Origin of the sequence: Moritella dasanensis ArB 0140 (assembly GCF_000276805.1) — a bacterium.
Taxonomy (GTDB): Bacteria; Pseudomonadota; Gammaproteobacteria; order Enterobacterales; family Moritellaceae; genus Moritella; species Moritella dasanensis.
On the sequence record NZ_AKXQ01000001.1, the window covers coordinates 93944 to 115148 of the forward strand.

Consider the following 21205-nt stretch of genomic DNA (forward strand, 5'->3'; position numbering starts at 1 on the left):
ATAATATTTAGGTTTGTCGTGAGTAAAAGAAAAAAGTGTACAGTTTGTGATAAAGCATTAGCCGCGTGTATATGTCAGCATATCACCAAGATTGATTCTGCTATTGAGTTAATCATATTACAACATCCAAGCGAAGTTAAAAATGCGATCGGCACCGCCCGTATTCTCAATCTTTCATTGCCACAATGTCAAATTATAATTGGTGAGGATTTTACTGGTAACGCTCAGCTAAATGATCGACTCAATGATCCGACAAAACAGTGCTTTTTACTTTATCCGAGTGAAGACAGTATTGCAGCTGAAACTTTAGCGGGTAATGAAAACCTCGATGTGGATAATGGTGCGCTAGATACTCATATTAACCGTACTTTTATTTTACTTGATGGTACCTGGCGTAAAGCCTTTAAAATGTATCAATCATCAGTTAATTTACAATCAATACCTGCAGTGCGATTAAATGCGCAGCAACAAAGCCAATATACAATAAGACAAACGTCTATTGAAGGTGGTTTATCGACGGTTGAAGCCGGATTCTTATTACTCTCAACATTAGATCAAGATAAACACAAGTATCAACCGTTGTTGACTGCATTTGAATATATGATTAACTTTCAGATTGCACAAATGCCTGAAGGATTATTTAACAAAAACTATAAATAGCTAGCGCGAGAATAAAAATCACTAAGTCATTAATTAATATTGGATTTAATATGTCACAACAAGCAATGATTGAAGCAATTAATACCGTGATGCCCTTTGGTAAATATCGTGGGCGTTTATTATTGGAGTTACCAGAACCTTATTTAGTGTGGTTTCATAGTAATGGCTTTCCAGATTCTAAACTGGGGCAACAACTTGCGTTGATATATGAAATTAAGCTAAATGGCTTGGAATCAATGCTCACGCCGTTACTAAAAAGGCAGTCGCGCATTTTGGACCGTGAAGGCAAATAATTTTTGTAGAGCGTGAAGGTAAATAGATTGGATGGTTAAGGTAAGTAGGTCAAGTATCAGATTAGTTCCGATACTTGACACTGTTAACATCCAGACATAAGTATTAGGGGTGATGATTGTTAATACTTATTACTTGAATCTAGCGCTAAGTTTAGCGTTACGCTTGTTTCGCGATAAAGCCAGAGCCTAACTTATTCAATATCATGGTTGTTAATAATAGAGTCTGTTGCTCAGTGCGAGTTACTGCTGGTATTTGACCCCAGATCGGTTTCGGCCAGCAAACATCTTCTTTAAAGCGGGCTACATGATGGATATGTAATTGCGGCACCATATTACCTAAGGCTGCAATATTGATCTTGTCAGCACTTAATCCGTCTTTTAATAATTTACTGACAGCGTTAGATTCAGATAAAAATTGAATTTGTTGCTCGTTCGTCAAATCATGAAATTCGCTGATCTCATTAATTTTAGGGACTAAGATTAACCACGGGAAGTTACCATCTTTAGCCAATAACACTTGGCACAGTGGAAACTCTCCAACCAGGATTGTATCTGCAGCAAGTTGTGGATGTAATATAAACTGTGTCACAAAGATCCCTCTAGATTAAGAATTCTTCAATTGTACCTTTAGCATTCATTACTTCTTGAAGTGGTAAAGGCATGCGACCTTGGCCTGTCCATGTTTTAGTTTCGCCATTAAAATCATATGCGTATTTTGCAGGGCGAGGGCCACGTTTAGTTTTAACTTTTGCTTTTTCAGCTGTTGCATCAGTTAAGCCCATTAATTCTTCAGGGCTAATGCCATTTTCTTTAAGTTGTAATAATATTTCGGTCATCTTAGCTTGCTTTTCTTGTTGTTTTTCTAAGTCAGCCGCTTCAGCTTCTTTTCTGTCTTCTACTATTGTAGTGAATTTAATTAACACTTCTTCTAGTTGCTCAACGCTTAATTCTTTTGTTGCAGCGCGTAGACTACGTGCATTTAAAAATACTTTAATAAAATCATTCATAATTAATACCTAAATATAGACAGGGGACGAGTAAACGCGAAATAAGATTAATACACTAATACAAAGAAGCACCTAGTATAATGAATCTATTTAATACGAAAAACATAATGTAAATAATATACTCTAATGTAATGAATATACTATAGCTAAATAAATATAAGAAACGTATTTACATTTATTTATTAAATTGAACTCATTAGGGATTAATTCGATAAGTAAATGAATATAATTCAACTATAGTGTGAACATTGTTTTTTAAACTCTTTAATGGTCTATTATTTGAAGTCGATATACTTTATGTCGAAAAATCATCCGATGATTGAGCTAGATTTTAATGTCACTTGCTGTTTATTTTATGAACATTAACACTGACTATGTCTTGATGTGGTGAAATTATCTGCTATTATCTGGCTTCCTCCTAAGTAGAGGTGCGCAACTCATTACTAGTATTGTTTAGGTAGCTCCAATGACAATAATACGAAAGGGAATTGCGCCGAAGAACGGATGCTAACAGCTTAAAGTATTCATTCTGGGGATGTGTTCGAATAGATACATCACTGTCATAGTCAATTTTAAATTAACTATGGGGCGCTACTGAAATAGAAGAGTTGTAAGTGTTATCTTTACATACATCATTTGTAAATAGCCTTATACCATATCTCATCTGTCTTGTTCAGTCGCTTCCTATAAAACTTATTAGGTCAAAGGGATCATGGAACTCATTAATTACTCAGACTCAGCATTATCGCTGGTTGTACCATTAGTTGCACTTACATTAGCAATTTTAACGCGTAAAGTATTGTTATCACTTGGTTGTGGTATTTTACTTGGCGCACTATTTTTAACAGATTTTAATGTTGTTAACGCGGCTAAACACCTTACAGACTTAGCGCTAAGCTTAGTTTGGGAATCAGGTGATGCGAGCAAGGGCTCGTTCTGGGAAGTGGGTTCATTCAACACTTGGAATCTATCCATCATCGTATTCTTGTTCATACTTGGTATGTTAACGAGCGTTATGATGGTAAGTGGCGCAACCAGTGCGTTTGCTGACTGGGCTAAAACACGAATTAAAACACGTCGTGGTAGTACATTATTGACGGCATTCTTAGGTATTTTCATCTTTGTAGATGATTACTTTAATAGTCTAGCGGTAGGTAGTGTAAGCCGTCCATTGACAGACCGCTATAACGTATCGCGTGCTAAGCTAGCTTACTTACTGGATTCGACAGCTGCACCTATGTGTGTATTAATGCCGATTTCAAGCTGGGGTGCTTATATTATTGCCGTTATCGGTGGTATTTTAGCGAGCCATGCCATTACGGATATCAGTCCACTTTCTGCATTCATGCAAATGATCCCGATGAACTTCTACGCCATGTTCGCTATCGCGATGGTGTTTGCTGTTGTCTTGTTAGACCTTGATTTTGGTTCAATGGCGAAAGAAGAAGCCGCGGCTAAAGCAGGCAAATTATTTGATGATAAAAAAGGCCAACCAGCAGGCGCTTCACTTGATTTAAAAGAAGCGGAAGGTGGTCACATCTCTGGTCTTATCTTACCTATTCTAGTGCTTATTTTTGCCACTATCTTCTTTATGATTAACTCTGGTGCTTCGTCACTGGCTGCTGATGGTAAAGCGTTCGATATCCTTGGTGCATTTGAAAATACAGATGTAGGTAGCTCATTGGTATACGGTGCATTATCTGGTCTGGCTGTCGCCTTGGTATTAAGCCTTATTTCTGGTGTGTCGGTATCATTATTAGCACAAGCAAGTTTCCACGGTGCTAAATCAATGTTACCTGCGGTTTATATCTTATTCTTCGCATGGGCAATTGGTTCAACGATTGGTTCTATCGAGACAGGTAAATACCTTGCTACGCTAGTGGGCGATTCAATCCCGACGAGCTTATTACCGGTTATCGTGTTTGTACTCGCTGGCTTTATGGCGTTTGCAACAGGTACGAGCTGGGGTACATTTGGTATCATGTTACCAATCGCAGGTGATATGGCTGCAGGTACGGAAATAGCGTTAATGTTACCTATGTTAGCATCCGTGTTAGCGGGTTCGGTATTTGGTGATCATTGTTCACCTATCTCTGATACCACGATCTTATCGTCTACAGGGGCTAACTGCCACCATATGGACCACGTGATGACTCAGTTACCTTATGCGTTATCAATTGCGTTAGTAAGTGCTATTGGTTACTTGGTACTTGGTATTACAAGCTCTGTACTATCTGGGTTTATCGCTTCTGCAATTGCATTTACTGTTGTGGTTGCTATTATGGCTCGATTAAGTCGTAAAGTATAATAAGACATTAAAAACAGGCTGTTTGTAACAAGCAGCCTTGAATTTGATGGTTAAGTAATAATACACGCCTGTTGATACAGGCGTTTTTTTTGAGGGTATAAAATGGCATCTTTGCATTTCAAGTTTGCAGCTATGAATTCAGGTAAATCAACACAATTAATCCAAGCTCACTTTAATTATATTGAACGTGGTATGTATCCACTAGCGATGACACCTGAGTGTGATAGTCGTTATGGCAAGGGGGTTATTGGTGCACGTGTTGGTTTAAAACTAGCAGTCGAAGTATTTGAAAAAGATACCAACTTATTTACCACTGTTTCGAGACGTTCAGAAGAGAAAAAAATCGATGTGTTTATCATTGATGAAGGGCAATTCCTCTCTCGCGAGCAGGTTTATCAACTCGCGAATGTCGTGGACCAATTAAATATCCCGGTCATTGTCTATGGATTAAAAACGGACTTTAAATTAGAGATGTTTGAAGGTTCGTATCACTTAATGTGTCTAGCAGATAAAGTGGAAGAGCTGAAAACGGTTTGCTGGTGTGGCAATAAAGCGCACATGAATGCTCGAGTGAGTGACAGTGGCGTGGTATTGCGAGAAGGCGAACAAGTTGAAATCGGCGGTAATGAACGCTATGTATCCTTGTGTCGTAAGCATTTTATGAATGGTAACGCGAGCGCTTAGTCTCATCGTTGCGTTATTTTTCTGATTCGATTAAATGTGCTGGTGATGGGCGTATTATGGTGCGCTTGTCATCTGCGTTGTTTGTGTCTCCGGCGTATTAATTTCATTCAATACTATCTCTGGTTCAGAGAATAAGTAACCTTGAAAATATTCACTTTGCAGGTTTTTAGCTTGGGTAAATTGCCCCTCCGTTTCAATTTTCTCGACTAATATACTTACCTCATGTTTGTCTAATAATGGCTTTAGTGCTTTTATCTCTTTAAAAGAGGTGAGGGTAATATCAAATTTGATAATATCGACAATGCTAAAAAATGGCAGCCAGTCTTCAGAATAAATAAAATCATCCAATGCGATGGTAAACCCCATACTTTTCAACTTTGTTAACGCATTAAATATCGCTTGCGTTGGTGGGACATCTTCCAATACTTCAATGACGATGGGTTTGTTGAGCAGTTTTAGTGGTAAGCCAGTCAGTATGCTCTTCTCGGTGAAATTAATGAAGTAGGGTTTGTTGTCCACGAGCTTGTTGATATTAGAATTCAACAAGTGCTCTTCAACTAAGCGCGCGGTGGCGAGCTCAGCATTAATCATTGGGAAGGTATTATCTAAACTATCACGATATAACAGCTCATAAGCCACAATTTGGCGTGCACTGTTTAAAATCGGTTGTTTAGCTATATATGCATGCATAAAGGGTGCTTTATTAACAAAGTTATCTATAAGCTTATGCCGGATTAGCGAAAAGGCGAATTATTTAATGAATATAAGTAACTTGCCATTACTTTTGGTGAGTACTGTCGTAGTACTTTATCTGCAATAATATCTGTTTGAAATAGCGCCAGATAAGAATAGCACCAGCCAAGAATAGGATTATTGTTTATGACCAAACATCTCGAGTTTTTTGATCTGGTTTTATTGACGGCTTTTATTGATAGTTTGTATGGATCATTTTATCGATAGACTAGCTGAATATCACAATAGACACATTATCTATTCCAGTATTCAGCTAGCCAATCAACTAGTGTTGTTGGAACACTTTAGTGACTTTGTTTAGCTCGATCACATCAGCAAAAGGAATAACCTGCTCAGGGAACGCTGCTTGTACCTTACTCGTTAACGGCTTCGAGAATGAGCGGTAGTTAATTTTAGCGACTACTGTGATTGGATAACTTAGCCCCTTAGGTAGCTCAAATGTTTCAATACGCGTTTCATCGGGTGATATGCGAGTATCCGATAGAATTTTTTCTACACGCCAGAATTTAAGTCCAACCGGTTCACCATGCATATAGCCACTTTTCTTGGCAAATACACGGCTATCTTTCGGTAAATAACCATCATTTAATTGGCCACTGACTAAACGCTCGACACCTTGACTGTCGGTAACAACCAGATCAACCCATACTTGACGACGTGCGCCACCAGGCATTTTATGGCCGGTATTATGGTTGGTTATTTTCACGTTGATATGACGGCCATCTTCGCTACTTTCAACGTCAAGTAGTAGGGCGTTACGTAAGATATCACGGCTAAGTTTACCGTGTTCTTTTGAACGCATATCAGAGAAATAATAGTTACCGCCAATAAAGTTATGGGCAATGAGGTTCGGCTTAATAGGCCCATTATCCGTTGCTTGTCCCGGTACATCGTTATCGAAATCAGTCATGTCTGAGCGCATGTGACAATCGATACAGGTTTTGTTTTGTTCTGGGTTGTCAGGCGCGTTAAATTTAGATGCCTGCCATTCTCCATAGTTATTATTTACATTAGCACCTTGACCTGGAGTGAACTCATTATGACAAGTCGCACAATATAACGAGCTCTTATACAGGTCTGGGTTTGAATAGCTGTCTTTATGCTGCTGTGGCGATGCATTTATTTGTGCTTCGGCGATGAGCTTTAATGCCGGGTTACTCGAAAATTCGAACAGGTATTCAGCGCGGTCTTTTAAGTTAACGGTAAGATCGGTATTACCACCAGCATCTTCAGCTTTGGTTATACGGTGACAGAATACACAGCTAGTCCCTGTTTCATCGACAGGTAAGCCTTCTTTCAACGCATCACGCAAGCTTTGGCCTTCTTTTTCATACATGCTATTAAGGTGAGTCAACGGCGCTGTATTGTTATTCAATATCGTTTGCGGGGCATGACAACCACGGCATAAATTTCTAAAGGGTTCGCCTTCTGATTCAGCCGCTAAGTTTTCTTGGAAACGATAATAAGGGCTATCCATGTGCATACCATGGTTCGAGTTAGACCACTGCTTATAGAGGGTACTATGGCATGATTCACAACTGGCTGAGTTTAACCATTCTGATTTGTGCGTGAACTTGCGCTCGTCATCAAAACGTAACCAAGTTGACAGGTACGGTAGATTCTCTTTAGTGGTGACGTACATGTTTAATGCTGACATTAAACGGACGATCTCTACTGAGGGTGATTTGGGATCGACTTTTGGTAATTCTGGTCTTTTAGGATCTGTGCCCATACCACCTTGGGTCTTTTGGATCATATCGATATAAGCTTCGATCGGATCCCCTGCAATCATGCTTGCGAGTCCAACATGACCTGTCATGGCATTCTCTTTGACGTTTTTAGTGCCGTCAGCTAATAGGTATTTATTGGTAAAGTTAAAACCATCAAGATGACAAGAGTTACAACTCATCCAGAAATCACCCGCCATGGCGCTGTTTTCAAATTTTTCACTGTTGGCAAGGTTAAACAGGGTTTTACCTAAACGTAATTCTGGTGCGATTGGATCTTGATTAATCAGTTTGGCGAACTGCGCATTAGCGAGTTTCACTTTAGCAAAAGGTCCTTTGCCACTGACATCAAAGCTGACTAAGTCGTGAGACATGGCGTTTTGCACATACAGGGTACCGTCTTTTTCAATTAGGCTACGTGGATTACTGCCTGGAATATGACGGTATATTTGCGTGGCTTTCACGCCGCCTTGTAACTTGGTTCGACGATGGCGTTTAGACTTTTTACCTATTTTAGCTTGGCGAGATAAATCGAATACCAGCAAGTCCTCAGAGCCTGATAAGCTAATAAAGACTTTTTTACCGTCTTCACGAAATGAAACGTCATGTGGATTTGAGACAATACGGGTGGTGTTGTTATTCTCGATAATGTTTATTTGCTTAAATAATTGCTTACGCTTATCAACCATTTCTTTTTCTTTACCTGGTGTCAGGTCCAGTAATGAAATAGTGGGGAAGACTGTCGATTGAAATTGAAAATTTTGTGAGAATGACCACAGTACATGCGGTAACCAAGCTTGCGTACCATCGGGTGATATCGCAATATTATCGAGTACACGTGGTTTACCTTGTGGTACCGCGCGCGATGCATGTGCTGGCGTATCGACAAGTTGAATGACTTTTTTTAATTGTAGCGTGTTTGATTGCTGTGTTGCAGCACGGGTATCATAAATGGATACCTGACCTGTCATGCTGTGGGTGATAAACAAACGCCCATCGGCTGCCAGAGCGAGTCCACGGGGCGTCTCTGCTGTTGGCGTTGTTGCTGTGATCTCACCCTCTGTCGATACAGTTAATAGTTGTTTGGCTTCGAATAAAGAGACGTAATACTGTTTATTATATTCGTCGTAGACAATACCGAAAGGGCGGTCACCGGTTTTAATGGTTTTGATTAAAGCTAAGCTCTTTGCATCAATAAGGTAGAGCTGATTGGCAAGATAATCACTGACTAATAATTGGTTGTTAATCGGATCGAGTGCAAGACGGCGTAAATCTTTACCAAATGCTTGTTCTGCTAATAACTCACCACTTTCAGCATCAAGAATACTGACACTGCCTGCATCCATATTTGCACTAATAAACTGAGTTTTATCAGTTGATAGTAATAAGCTGTTACTTTTGGTATTTGCATAAGTACCTTTAGCATGAGCAATATTGCTATCAGCCGCATTGGCATTACTGGCATAAAGTGACTGGCTTACTAGGAGCAGTAAAGTAAACATTAATTTAGGCAACATATTTATATTCATAGATTTACAACATTTTGACAGGGGTGAATGGTATTGCGATTAAGAATGGTTATCATTATATAGTTTTGGTGCGATAGTGCAATAATTGCAGTTATGTTTGCGGGCTTAAATGATTAGGATCAAAGTAATAGAGGTATAAACTGCGCTCACCAAGAAAACGGCCTTTAAATTGTGCCACTAAATGTTCATTATCCAGTGGATCCGAGTCTAGTTTATTACTGCTTAGACGCCAGTAGTCTTGCTGTTGGGCTTGGTAATTACTGCTGTTTTGATAATGGCGATCTAAAATGACATGTTGCGGTAAAGTATGGCGTAAATTATCGATATTATAATTACTGATAATAACCTGTTGCGTATCCATAATGTCAAAAAACTGAGTTGCTTGTAATACCGGTGCGTTTTTTGGTTTTGAAAATTGCTTTAGGCTGTGATAACCCAGTGTTACCAATAATATAATACTAAGCATGTATAGAATAGGACGAATGCTTTTTTGGTGATAAAAATGCGCCATTAACTGAGCGGTGATGATGGGTAACAACAAACTGAAAACAGCTAAATGGCGAATGTTCTCTGGATTTTGTCCACGTATTATCCATGCAAACCAGCAACAAGTGAGAATGCTAAGACCACGAGTCTTGGGTATATAAAGGCCGATGGTAAGGCTCATGGTTAATAAGGTAAGTCCTAAACTTGAATAGGTATTGGTTAGGGTTGTTAGCCATTGTTGCAATAGAGAATCAGCTGTACTGGTGGTATTGCCCCAAATTGTAAAGTGGCCTTGGGTAAAGCGTTGGCCTTCTTCAATATATGCCCAGCCGTCTTGCATAAAGACATAACCAGCGCAACATAATCCAATTGCAGTGATACTGAATAATTGCCAACCGAGTCGCTGAACACGCTGTTGTTCTTGAGCGTGATAGATAAACTCTAAAACCAGAGCACTCGCAACTAACGGTAAATAAGAGGGGCGGGTAGCGAGGCATGCCGCTAATAACAGTCCACCGATTAGTGCTGAGTATTTATCTTTTTTTTCAATGTTCGTAGTGGGCCGCGTATACAGGTGAGCCTGCAATAAATATAAGCTGAAGAACCACAGTGCTGTCGCATCAGACAATCCATTAAAGGCCAATTCAGCAATATTGCCTTGCAGTAAAAAAAGCATAACGGCAAGGATAGTAAACCCCTTTGATTGCATATGTTGATAGCAATAGACAAAGACGCTGAACGTTAACGCGATAGCTGAAAGAAAACTTAATAATACATTACTATTGGGATGGGAAGTGATTGCAGCGATACAGCGTTCTAACCAAACAAAACCGGGATAACCGGGGAAGTGTGGGCTGAATTCTAATACCGAAAAGTAAGTTAATGCACGCTGAAAGTACAGTGCATCATCACTGCTAATATCGAAACTATAATAATTGAGTAAGCCAAAATAGCCAGCAATGCAGGCTATTACGCTAATACCGATAATTAAATCAGCGTAGCAAGGCTTATTACTTCGTTGGTGCATCGGGTAATGTGAATTGCAGTGCCGCTTGTAAGTCAGTACGGAAGGCAATGAAGCGCGTTACATCCGCAGGTTTTTGGCCAACACCAAATACACCAGGGTTACCGATAGAGGCAAGCGCCCCACGGATCGCTAAATCTGCTTTCTGGCGATTATCAGCCGTCAAATCAGCGGCCAGTAAATCAATAAATAACTTACTTTTGACCACGAGTACTTTAGCGACTTGGTAATCGTTAATGTTTTGCTCTGCACCTTCAAGGCGGCGCATTACTTCTGCTTTCATCGTGGTGACGAGTGCCTCCGTTACACCTTGCTGGTCTTTATTTGAGATGGCTGTTTCCATCTGTTCATCAAGATTTAAACCATGGTGTTCATTGAAATAAACAAACTCAGCTTGCATGGTATTATAGGCAGCTTGTACAGCGGTATAATCATCCGTTGATAATGCTTTTAATAGCACCTCTCGTCCTTCAATTAACGGTTCTTTACCTGCTGCAGCATAAGAATAAGCAAAACTTTGTGTACTAAATAGTAAGACAAAGAAGCTTAAGATAAATGATTTCATCATGCTGGTGTTTATTACGCTTGTTTTCACAAACATTGGATTAGCCGTGTTAAGTGACATTTTTACCCTCTGGTGTTTTTTTATCATCCATAATGCTTTGCACTTCAATGACTGTTTTTTCGTTACGGTGATCAAAGATCTGACGGCGATTATCTTCACCTTTAATAATACCTTCTGCAGCCATTAAGCCCATTTCCATTGCGGTATCAGTAAAGATATAACGGAAAGTACCTTGGCGACCAGTCATGACCAAATTATCAAATTGGTTAAGGTGTTTAATCGCGGCTTCACGTTTGGCGTTATAGCGCACGTCCATCATTGGATAAGCGTATTCAGTATAAGTAGTAAAGTATTCACCCGTACTTACATCTGGTACGTCTAAATGATCAAGGTCTTCTTTTACCCGTTTTAATAACTTGTTGTTGTCCATATTCCAAACATCATCACCTTTGTTACATGGGATCTCAATCATCACAGATGTTTGACCTTCGGGAGCCATGAAGGGGGAACGACGACGAGGTTCTTGTAAACGAGTACCGATTAACTCTGGGTCAGACAGGTACTGCCAGGTATTTTCTGACACGTTTTCTGTCGCCATTGGCATGTTGAAAAAACGCAGTGAACGATAAGTTAAGCCTGAATCGAACCCTGTTAATGTACAAACTACAGGTAAAGGAATTGTGCCCACCACGTGATCACAATTAATCGTATGCGTTTCACCGTTAAGTTCATAAGTCACGGCATCAATGCGATTGCACTTATTAAGCTCATTATGTTTACGTGGATCATGGCATTGATTTAGCGCTGTGATGTTTGCGCCTTGTACTATCGTTACGCCTTGCAACTGTAACTTTTCAGCAAGCTTGGTATACATCTGGCCAAAGCCGAGTTTAGGGTAACGGTATTTTTTAGCGTAAGTACGAGGTGTTGCGCCGCGAGTGGGTATTAAGCGTCGTGCTACATCTTTTAAATCTAACAAGCTAATGCGTTGAGATGCCCAGTCTGCAGAGAGTTGACGTGGGTCGATGCCCCAAAGCTTACCTGTGTAACCTTCGAAGAAGTTTTTATATAAGGTTGTACCAAAACGCGTTTCAATCCACTCGGCAAAGTTACTGGTGCTTTGTTCGCTAGGGCGTTTCTGGAATGGTAGTTTAAATACTAAATCTACCGCAGCACCTGCTAATAAACTGATTGGCGCATTACGCAGTAGGTTACCAATCGCGAGTGGGTAGTTGTAAGTACGGCCTTTAAAACGGATCACGCTGGTACGCTCAGCATAAAGCAGATCGTCAGTCATTAAGTCATCGATAAACTGTAATAATTTCGGATTTTTAGTAATAAAGCGATGGCCACCGTAATCAAAACGGTATTCGCCTTTTTCACCTTGGAATGTTTGGGTTGCGCACATGCCGCCAGCAAACTCTTCACGTTCTAGGATGGTGACTTCATAGCCAGCTTGATTAAATTCCCATGCGGCCATTAATCCAGCTGGACCTGCGCCTAAAATTACAATTTGTTTCGACATTATTAACTCAGTTTAAAATTAGTGTTTTTTCAAATAGTCAGTTTTATTAAGCGGCGAGTAATTTTTTGTAACTACTGGCAGCCTTCGAGCAGATAACATAAGCACGCCAACGCGCCGTAAACCCATCCATGGGGGCTTGCGCTGGCATCCATGCCAGCAACAGTTGTCTTAGTTTATGCCATCCACTCTATATATTGTTCGCTAACTTCTATGTATTACTTACATTAGCTGTTGGTTTGGCCTGCGTTTGATAACCACGCTGCCAGAAAACAGAGAACACCGCTAAATAAATGCCCCAAACAATCAGAGGTAATAGATTAGGTGATGAATTATAACCAAATAAAGCGCGTAAGAAAGTACCAAATACACCTTGGTCATCAAGGATATGGCTAATATCAAAGACCGCCGTTTGGAATACAGGTAATACGTCGGCGCTCTGTAGCATATTGGTTGCTGAAGATAACAAACCAGCGGCAATAATAATGATCAACAAGCTGGTCCATTTGAAGAATGCTTGGATTGGTACTTTACGGGTACCGCGCATTAATACAATAACGAGAACCAGTGATGCAACAAGACCTGCGCCTGCGCCAATTAATCCATCTTGTAATGAAAAGTCACCTTGGCCTGAATACATTAACGCCGAGAAAAATAACACGGTTTCAAAGCCTTCGCGCATCACGGCAAGGAAAGCTAAAAAGATTAAGCCAAAAACATTACCCGTGGTTAATATTTGGCGGATATTGTTTTGCATGTTTGCGACTTGGCTTTTAGCCTGGCGCTGCATCCAAATGGCCATGTAGGTGAGGACGACTGTCGCAAAGCTTAAAATACCCGCCATTAATAAATTGCGGTATTCATGGGAATCAAACTGGTCGACAACAAATTGGAAAATGAAGGCAACAATTAATGACGCAATCAAACCGAGTGCAACACCAATATAGATGAGTTTGTTGTGTTTTGATTCACCCAGCTTTGCAAGGTAAGAAAGTATAATGCCAACAAGTAGGAAGGCTTCGAGTCCTTCACGAAAGGTAATTAAAAAACTGGCAAACATATTATGACTTCCTAAAAAATTTGATGACAGTCCAGCGCCATGCGTGACGAAGAACCAGTGGGGTGAGTAACCATGAGCTGTAAAAATGGATATCTTGCATCAGGATACTGAAGTCATTACCTGTGTTTCCCCAAAAAGTGAGATAAACACCAGTCAGAGTACAAGTAACAAGTAAGTACTCAATCACATTGCCAGTTTGACGCAAGAATTTCTTTTTACTGTTTTGAATAAGATTTCGATGAGACAGCCAAAAACTACCAACAAAAGCAGGGAAGATACTAATACCAGCAAGCATATGCATGAGCAGCACAGTGCGTTCTACTTGCCATGGGATGCTGATAAATGGCCACAGTAAAAGCCCCGATAAGAACATTAAATATAATATTGCTTCGGCTTTTTTGTGGTGAAAGGCTAAACGTTTAAAATGATCTTGTAAACGTGACCAAGCATTATCACTGGTTGAGGTAGCTATTTGAACTGACATGATAAAACCTTATTCATATCGACGGTATGAAAACGCAAAAAGGGCTGAGTAAAATCTCATCCCTTTGTGCAACTTTTATTTTAATTTCGCAGCCACATGTTAATTGAAACTGTGACTGCGAGATGGCTATTCATTGCCAAAAGGGTGAGACTAGTTTGCACTAACCGATACTTTTGCTGCCATCGTTTGCGCTGTACCAAATTTACCACCGGCACCTGTTACTTGGTGTACGCCATCATTATCTGAATCGGTAGTATTGCTGTCTTTCAGTAAGTTTTCACCTGAATCACCAACCCATTCTGATAATTGTTGACCACCGTTAACTACTTTCTTGAACCAAGCTGTGTAACGCTCTGTTAAGTGTTGTAGTTCGAGTGCTGGAACATGTTCGCCTTCTTCGTTAGCAAGGTGAAGCATTGTTTCACGTAAACCGCCAGAGATTGCTGCAGCAGTTAAAGGTGTGTGAATAGTTGCTTTACCTGGCGTTTGTGCCCAAGTACCTAGCTCTGCATCAAACATGTTTTTCTCTACCGCGAGGAAGATTGAACGTGCTGCTTGCTTGTAGCTATCGTCTTGTGTAGCAAGGTAAGCGGCAACTAAACCACGGATTGAAGCGAATTGAGCGTCAAGTGATTGGTTTTTATCTACTGATTTACCAATCGTCGCGCCGTCATATACTAGACCATTTTTCGCTACTAACGTATTAACGATGTAATCTGCTTGTGCTTTGATTAGACCCAGTGCTTGTTTACCTTGAGGTGTTGCTAAATCTACATCACCGCCGTCTGCTGCTGCATAACCTACAGGTAATGCATCTTGTGAACGTTGGTAAATTGATAGTGCAACAATGCTGTATGCCGCGTCAAATGTCTCAACTTGTGCATTTTGTTTGCCGTCGTATTGAGTAACAAACGTACCTTCTTTCTTGTTGAAATGTAGGTTTGCTAAGTTTTGGAACGATAGGTTAGCCACGTTGCTTGCCACTGAGAACGCATCGTCAGCAATGATATTATTGCTTGTTTTGTTATCAATGTTTTGTTTTGGTGCTGCAGCAAATGGTTTGCCATCAAATACAGCTTTAAACGCTGGGTTTTGCGCTGTGTTCGCCGTACGTTGGTCAGTAAATGCATAGAATTCACTGACAGGCCACAATAGCATCCAAGTATCACGTAATGATGAAGAACCATCTGTTACTGATAATTCACCGATGTGATTGACGTTGTTTTTCTGTGTTTCTTTCACCGCTACTTTATGTGCAAACCAGATAGGATTTTTAGATGCGTCGTAGTCAGGACCGAATTTAACACCTAAGTTCTTACCGTCAAAGCCAAGTTGCTGTTGCAAGATAAGTAGTTTGTCTAGTGACATTTCAGTTAAGATCATACCGTTGAAACCATCGGCAGCGGATACACCAAGACTGTGTACGCCATCTTGATCCATTGTGCTTGATGTTGCTTCAACTTCTTCATCAGTCGTTGTAACGTGCATGCCACCTAAGAAATCTTGTGACCACATTACTTCTTTAAGGAAGATGCTGCCGATTGCGCCAGGGTTTAAGGCTTTATCGAAACTTGCGCTGTCCCATGCTAGTGTTTTGTAATCACGGAAGTAAGCTGGAATTACGGTGTTGTGAACTGCTGCTTTACCTGTTGCAGATAATACTTCAAGTTCTTCGCCATTTACTTTAGTTGTATCTACTTTACCGACGAACTCAGGATTACCTGATACGTATGGTACAGAGATAGGGTACATGTTTAATGGAATTTCTTCACTTGGGAAACCAACCGCACCTGCTAGTGAGATGAAACGTTTACCTAGATCGGCAAGAGAACCACCACGAGCTTGGTTTACTGGACCATTTACAAGGTGAGGACCCATCGTTGATTGGTAGTTTAACGCATACATCGCTTCTTCTGAGTACTCGTAACTTTCAATACCAGCTGCATAATCGAATGCAGTCGGTTGGTCAACTTGGTTAGGGTCTAAAACGTCAAGGTCTAAACCAAGAGATTCAGCAAGTGGTTCACCTGATAATTCGAATTCTGTATATGCAAGAAAGTTTGCAGCAGGAGAAAGCGTTTTATCAAGTACTTGTACGTTTGCAGCATGTGATGCAAATGAAGCAGTAAGTAAAGCTGAAGAGATGGCAAAGCAAAGGGCAGACTTTTTCACAACAAATCCTTTTTATTTTTTATAATAGACTATGTCTTAATGAGAATAGTTCGTATTATCCATATAAAAATGTTTAATGCAAGTCTAATTGATAATTATTACCATTTACACTGATCTAGGACAATGTGTTTTAAATTGACGCAGTAACGTGACAAACTCTGCCGCGGGGCGGTCAAGATCATCTTCGGGAAAGTAAATATCATAACCTAGGGTATCGTGAAGATAGTGCATTCGATTGATAAACATAGCCTGTAAACCTTTATATTTATGGGTCACTTTTATGTTGGGATAAAGCATGTTGTCAGCATTGCCATACAATGTGGAGTTGGGATCTGTGAGCATGATAAGCGCACGCTGTTCTAGTAACATGTGTGAGAGGGTGGGTAATGAAGCGCTGTTAATAAGATTTTCTCGTTGGTTGAGACGAATACCAATGTAAGGTAAGTCTTTTAGTGCTAACCCATCATTTATTCTTGGTATATCAATTCGTTGTATATCTTGCCAGAGGATGGTAAAGCCACCTCGAGAGGTGAAGTAATGAATACCTTCGTTGGTTAACGAAAAACGATAATCGACATCATTTATTTTAACTATGCCAACAAGTAATAGGATGAACCCGACAACCAACGAACCAGCGAATAATGGAAAGTAGAGGCTGTTGTTGTTAGCGATTGAGAGTAGGGCGATAATACTGCTGAAGATAAGTACAGCAGCAACAATAGTAAACGTCATACCATTACGTTTTGCGATAGGTCGTATTAGCATGCATACCTCTTTATAAGTTATCTATCTGTTTATTTATTTGTATATCTCTCTACTCACTTAACTATTCTATAGGTAATAATAGCTTAAATATAACGCCTTTTTCACCGGATAAGTTTTCTGCGGTTATTTTACCGTGATGAAAGTCACTGATTAACTTAACGATGTGCAATCCGAGTCCTAGGTGCGGGGTAGCTGATTGCGCACGATTGGAAACCATAGAGTCAAACAGTTGCGGGATATTATCACTGCTAAAGTGTGGCCCTTGGTTTTCGACCGAGAGTTGCAGTTGGGTGTCTTGCTTCGTTAGCGTAAAGCGAATCGGCTGGTCTACAGGCGCATAATCAACAGCATTACTGATGAGTTTATCGAGTAATTGCACGATGAGTTCTGGGGCTAAATTAATGGTGTAATCATCATTTCGGTCATATTCTAATTGAAATTGATGACGACTATAAATTTGGCGATAAGCCTCTGTTAATTCTTCCAACATATCGTCAAACGGCACGACTTGCCATTGCGCATATTCAAAACTTTGTTCTAGTTTATTGGCTTCACTCAGGGCATTTAATGTTTGGCTTAGGCGGTTAGTACCTTGCATGGCACGGGTCAGGTATTTTGTTGCTTCAGGATCTAAGTTGGATAGCTCAAGATTTTCCAATGATGTGCGAATAACGGCCACTGGTGTTTTTAATTCATGCGACAGTTTATCGGCCAGTGAAGCAAGGTAATCGGTGTACTTACCTTGGTTGACGGTTAGCTGCTGCATTACACGGGATAAGTCACCCAGTTCGTCTGGCAGTTTACTGGCGTTAGGTACAGCCATTATCTTACCGTCACTATCAATAGCGTCACGGTAGTTTTGTTTCATTTTTACAATACGCCATGATAGTAGTGATGCAAAAGCAAATAATACTGAGACTATAATGGCGATAATAGTGAACAGTAAAATTAACAGTTGGTTTAAGGCTTTACTTGCTGACAGTAAGCTTTGTCGTGAATCTTGTACGGCGATAAAATAGAATGGTTGGCCGTCAATGATGATGGTTTTACTGTGTTGTTGCTTATTAATCGGTGAGTCTTGATACCAGATTGTTTGTCCTAGCTGCTGTGGCGATATCCAGCGACCTAAGCTAGTTGGTTCTCGCCAATAAGGTAATGAGTCTGAGGTAAATAACTTGTTGTAGATGGCGTTGCTGAACCAAGATGAATCTGCTTGGTCGCTATGAATATCCCCCTCTGCGTCATTCATCATTTGCTCTGCATTGAGTTGCCCAACTAACCAATATTGGCTATTGAGCAAATATAAACTCAGGCCAGGTTGTTGATAGTTCGCAAGCTGGTGGTTTAAATCCAATTTTTCACGCACAAGACTGCGTTCGTAAGTCGTACTCGGTTTCGATTTAAAGTGTTGATTTATCTGATAGTCATTAAGGATGAGATCAAAACCAATGGCATTACTGGCTAAATTAATTGGGATTGCAATTTCTATCGTGTAGTGACCATCGCGCCACACCCATGACCCCGCATCTCGGCTGGTTGTTATAGCCTGAGCGGTGTTATGCATTTCTACACGACCAGAACCTTGTGGGTTAATCTGCCACTGTGAAATAAGACCTGTGTTGTTGATACTGCGGATATTAAGCTGATCTGCAGATCGTTGCGGTTGCGTTGGATTATAATAATGCGGGGTCAGTGCCGAGGTCTGAATAAATATATAGAGTAATTTATCATTGGCGGCTAACTTAAATTTTACCGTGGTAGCGGGGGTTGTTACTGCGGCTAATTTGGCCACGTAGCCATAAGTATTAAGCTGAAACCAAGGGGTGGTTATATTCTCCCAATCACTTTCTTCACCATCAAATCCATCCAATAACATTTTACTGTCAGTGAGGGGAGCGTAATAGTTACCTTGATTGGTATTAAAGTTGGCATGTTGTGATTGCTTTAGTTTGCGTTGCAGTTGTTGTGCTGCCGCAGCCATTTGCACGTCAAGTAGCTGGCTGTGGCTTTGGCGTAAACTGGTTTCCAAAATACTGACACTCTGACAACCAGCCCAAGGCAGTAATAACATTAAGCTGGCAACCAAGAATAATTGCGTTTTTAGGTTAAAGTGAAATTTCACTCAATAACCCAGCGATAACCCATACCGTAAGCTGTTTTAATCGCATTGAATTCGCTATCGATATAACTGAATTTTTTGCGGATGCGCTTGATGTGTGTGGTGATGGTATTGTTATCTAACACCACGTGCGCAGCATCCATGAGTTGATCACGGTTTTTAACCTGACCTGGATATTTAGCAAGGGTATGGACAATCCAAAATTCGGTTAACGTAAGCATCACAGGCTGATCTTGCCAGGATGTTTCAATACGCTCAACATTGATCCGCAATGCGCCTCGGTTGAGTACTTGTTCGTCGCTAGATTGGGGCTTTTTTAATGCTTGAATACGGCGAAACAGCGCGGCAACACGGGCTAAAACTTGATGAATACTAACGTCTTTGGTTAAGTAATCATCAGCGCCAAGACGTAACGCCGAAATTTCGTCAAGTTCACTGTTTCTTGCAGTTAAAAATATTATCGGCAGCGTGTCAGAAAGTTGGCGTAATGTTCGGCATAGATCAAAACCACCTTCATACTCATCTTGTAAACCGACATCAATAATAGCCATATCAGGCAATGCTAAAGCAAAGGCGGCTTGCGCGTCCTGACGATTATGAAAGAGTGACACCCGATAGCCGATTCGTTGTAATGCATCTCGATAATTCTCTGCGATATTTATTTCATCTTCAACGAGGGCAATATGTAATTGTTGTTTAATCATTCGGGCTGACTCATAAATCAAGAATGGGAAGTGTAATCTACAGGCTATGTTAGCAAGGATGAAAATATTAATACAGCGAAGGTGGGATTTATAGCGCGATAGACTAATTCAACACCATCATAATTAACGTTTTGTGTTGAATTAGCTTAAATATTTATAGAATATCTATGTTATCCAGTGCATCGAAAACTATCTATGATACCTAAACCTATCTAGGGATAGAGAAAGCTCGATAAGGGAGTTCGTTACCGAGGAATATAGCGGGTTAAGCTACATCCGCCTGTCTTATCCAACGTAAATGGTTGTTACGTTTTCTTTCTACGACACCAAATGATAAGAATTCTTCAAAGACATGCTCTATGTCTTCAGCACTGAGTTTTAATACTTCAGCAATGTGCTTCTTAGAGCATCTCAAGTCTTGCTCTTGTGTTGCTTTTAAGACCGCGAGTGAGGTTACTGACATCTGTTTTTCAATCAGTAACGGTTGGTCTTCAATTTGTGCCGGTGCTTCAATTTCAATATAGTTTTGTGTTGCTAGCAAGTGTAAACGTTCAGCTTTATCGGCTTTTTCTTGATTTTTCTTACGGACGATTGAATGACGGAAACGCAGTTCTTCACCAATCAAACCCACAAAGAATGCGGCAAAAATATCCAGTAATACCGATAAGAATATGACTAACCAAGATTGTGCATTTTCAGTTGTGGTATTGAGAATTTTAGCAAGACTTGCGATCAAACTAATAACCGAGCCATTTTCAGCGACAGGCACATTATCACGCTCAATTCGAAGCTGTGTTTGTTGTTCACGTAGTATTTGGTTTTCATTCTGAATACGTGTAACACCAATCGAGATCATTTTTAATTCGAGGTATTTATCTGCAGCTTTATTATTTAGTGCAATTTCAGCGTCGATAGCGAGTATTTGCTGATTGACAGCATTAACTTTACTTTCACGCTTATCAACATATTGTTGGGCGACATTGGTTGCACTGTTAATACCGCCGATACTACCACCTATCGAAATAATGGCGAGAATACAATAGAAGCCAAGCGCAATGATTGCGGCATGAAATGCTTTACGGGCAATGCGTTCACCAAATTCATACCAAGCAAAGAATTTACCTAATTCGAAGATGACCGCTAAGCTACCGAATAAAATTTGCATGAGTAATTTATCGTGAATAGATAAAAATAGCAGCAATGAGAATATAACCGAGGCCGCGATCGCTGCGCCAGTAAAGGCATACAAGCTACACATTGCAAGGGTGCCTTTAGGGCGGCGAGTATATGTTAATGAAGAATCATGCATGTAAATATATCTTTAAGGCAGAAAAGTGGCTAAT

The 21205-nt window shown here is 40.3% G+C and carries 18 protein-coding genes and 1 riboswitch; of the genes, 4 read left to right on the top strand and 14 right to left on the bottom strand.

Annotated features, from left to right (window positions below; all coding sequences use genetic code 11):
* Positions 1 to 18: 18 nt before the first annotated feature.
* Together A923_RS0100435 and A923_RS0100440 are read left to right on the top strand one after the other, a co-directional pair.
* A complete protein-coding gene (locus A923_RS0100435; protein ID WP_017219658.1) occupies positions 19 to 660 on the top strand; it encodes a tRNA-uridine aminocarboxypropyltransferase in 642 nt (213 codons plus the stop codon).
* 50 nt (positions 661 to 710) lie between these two features.
* Positions 711 to 953: a DUF3820 family protein gene (locus A923_RS0100440; protein ID WP_017219659.1), complete on the top strand. Its 243-nt coding sequence runs from the start codon at positions 711 to 713 to the stop codon at positions 951 to 953.
* A gap of 157 nt (positions 954 to 1110) precedes the next feature.
* Here A923_RS0100440 and A923_RS0100445 read toward each other — a convergent pair whose 3' ends face one another.
* Entirely contained in the window at positions 1111 to 1542 is a 432-nt protein-coding gene (locus A923_RS0100445; RefSeq protein ID WP_017219660.1) for an HIT domain-containing protein, read from the bottom strand.
* Between the two features lie 10 nt (positions 1543 to 1552).
* Positions 1553 to 1960 carry an H-NS family histone-like protein gene (locus A923_RS0100450; RefSeq protein ID WP_017219661.1) on the bottom strand — a complete coding sequence of 136 codons (408 nt, stop codon included), beginning with the start codon at positions 1958 to 1960 and terminating at the stop codon, positions 1553 to 1555.
* A 415-nt stretch (positions 1961 to 2375) separates the two neighbouring features.
* A riboswitch (Lysine riboswitch) is annotated at positions 2376 to 2562 on the top strand.
* A 110-nt stretch (positions 2563 to 2672) separates the two neighbouring features.
* Here A923_RS0100450 and A923_RS0100455 point away from each other — a divergent pair.
* Together A923_RS0100455 and A923_RS0100460 are read left to right on the top strand one after the other, a co-directional pair.
* Positions 2673 to 4268 carry a Na+/H+ antiporter NhaC family protein gene (locus A923_RS0100455; RefSeq protein WP_017219662.1) on the top strand — a complete coding sequence of 532 codons (1596 nt, stop codon included), beginning with the start codon at positions 2673 to 2675 and terminating at the stop codon, positions 4266 to 4268.
* 102 nt (positions 4269 to 4370) lie between these two features.
* Positions 4371 to 4952, top strand: coding sequence for a thymidine kinase (locus tag A923_RS0100460; RefSeq protein WP_017219663.1), 582 nt, complete (start codon positions 4371 to 4373; stop codon positions 4950 to 4952).
* Positions 4953 to 5006: 54 nt separating this feature from the next.
* Here A923_RS0100460 and A923_RS0100465 read toward each other — a convergent pair whose 3' ends face one another.
* From A923_RS0100465 to A923_RS0100520, 12 genes are all read right to left on the bottom strand, one after another.
* Positions 5007 to 5642 carry an EAL and HDOD domain-containing protein gene (locus A923_RS0100465; protein ID WP_017219664.1) on the bottom strand — a complete coding sequence of 212 codons (636 nt, stop codon included), beginning with the start codon at positions 5640 to 5642 and terminating at the stop codon, positions 5007 to 5009.
* A gap of 328 nt (positions 5643 to 5970) precedes the next feature.
* A complete protein-coding gene (locus A923_RS0100470) occupies positions 5971 to 8961 on the bottom strand; it encodes a multiheme c-type cytochrome (RefSeq protein ID WP_033197495.1) in 2991 nt (996 codons plus the stop codon).
* A 91-nt stretch (positions 8962 to 9052) separates the two neighbouring features.
* Positions 9053 to 10474, bottom strand: coding sequence for a hypothetical protein (locus A923_RS0100475; protein ID WP_017219666.1), 1422 nt, complete (start codon positions 10472 to 10474; stop codon positions 9053 to 9055).
* Positions 10458 to 11096, bottom strand: coding sequence for a hypothetical protein (locus A923_RS0100480; protein ID WP_017219667.1), 639 nt, complete (start codon positions 11094 to 11096; stop codon positions 10458 to 10460). The genes A923_RS0100475 and A923_RS0100480 overlap by 17 nt, the downstream gene beginning before the upstream one ends.
* Entirely contained in the window at positions 11086 to 12561 is a 1476-nt protein-coding gene (locus A923_RS0100485; protein ID WP_017219668.1) for an FAD-dependent oxidoreductase, read from the bottom strand. Before A923_RS0100485 ends, A923_RS0100480 begins: the two co-directional genes overlap by 11 nt.
* A 208-nt stretch (positions 12562 to 12769) precedes the next feature.
* The gene (locus A923_RS0100490) at positions 12770 to 13618 is read right to left on the bottom strand and encodes an FTR1 family iron permease (RefSeq protein ID WP_017219669.1); all 849 of its coding nucleotides are present in this window, start codon (positions 13616 to 13618) and stop codon (positions 12770 to 12772) included.
* 1 nt (position 13619) lies between these two features.
* Complete coding sequence (locus A923_RS0100495; RefSeq protein WP_017219670.1) at positions 13620 to 14102, bottom strand: hypothetical protein; 483 nt, start codon at positions 14100 to 14102, stop codon at positions 13620 to 13622.
* 150 nt (positions 14103 to 14252) lie between these two features.
* Positions 14253 to 16274 carry a hypothetical protein gene (locus A923_RS0100500; protein ID WP_017219671.1) on the bottom strand — a complete coding sequence of 674 codons (2022 nt, stop codon included), beginning with the start codon at positions 16272 to 16274 and terminating at the stop codon, positions 14253 to 14255.
* Positions 16275 to 16379: 105 nt separating this feature from the next.
* Entirely contained in the window at positions 16380 to 17039 is a 660-nt protein-coding gene (locus A923_RS0100505; RefSeq protein ID WP_017219672.1) for a DUF2982 domain-containing protein, read from the bottom strand.
* A gap of 61 nt (positions 17040 to 17100) precedes the next feature.
* Complete coding sequence (locus A923_RS0100510; protein ID WP_017219673.1) at positions 17101 to 19161, bottom strand: ATP-binding protein; 2061 nt, start codon at positions 19159 to 19161, stop codon at positions 17101 to 17103.
* Complete coding sequence (gene pdsR, locus A923_RS0100515) at positions 19158 to 19862, bottom strand: proteobacterial dedicated sortase system response regulator (protein WP_017219674.1); 705 nt, start codon at positions 19860 to 19862, stop codon at positions 19158 to 19160. The genes A923_RS0100510 and pdsR overlap by 4 nt, the downstream gene beginning before the upstream one ends.
* 265 nt (positions 19863 to 20127) lie before the next feature.
* On the bottom strand, positions 20128 to 21171 hold the full coding sequence (locus A923_RS0100520; RefSeq protein ID WP_017219675.1) for a hypothetical protein: 1044 nt from the start codon (positions 21169 to 21171) through the stop codon (positions 20128 to 20130).
* Between the last annotated feature and the right edge of the window lie 34 nt (positions 21172 to 21205).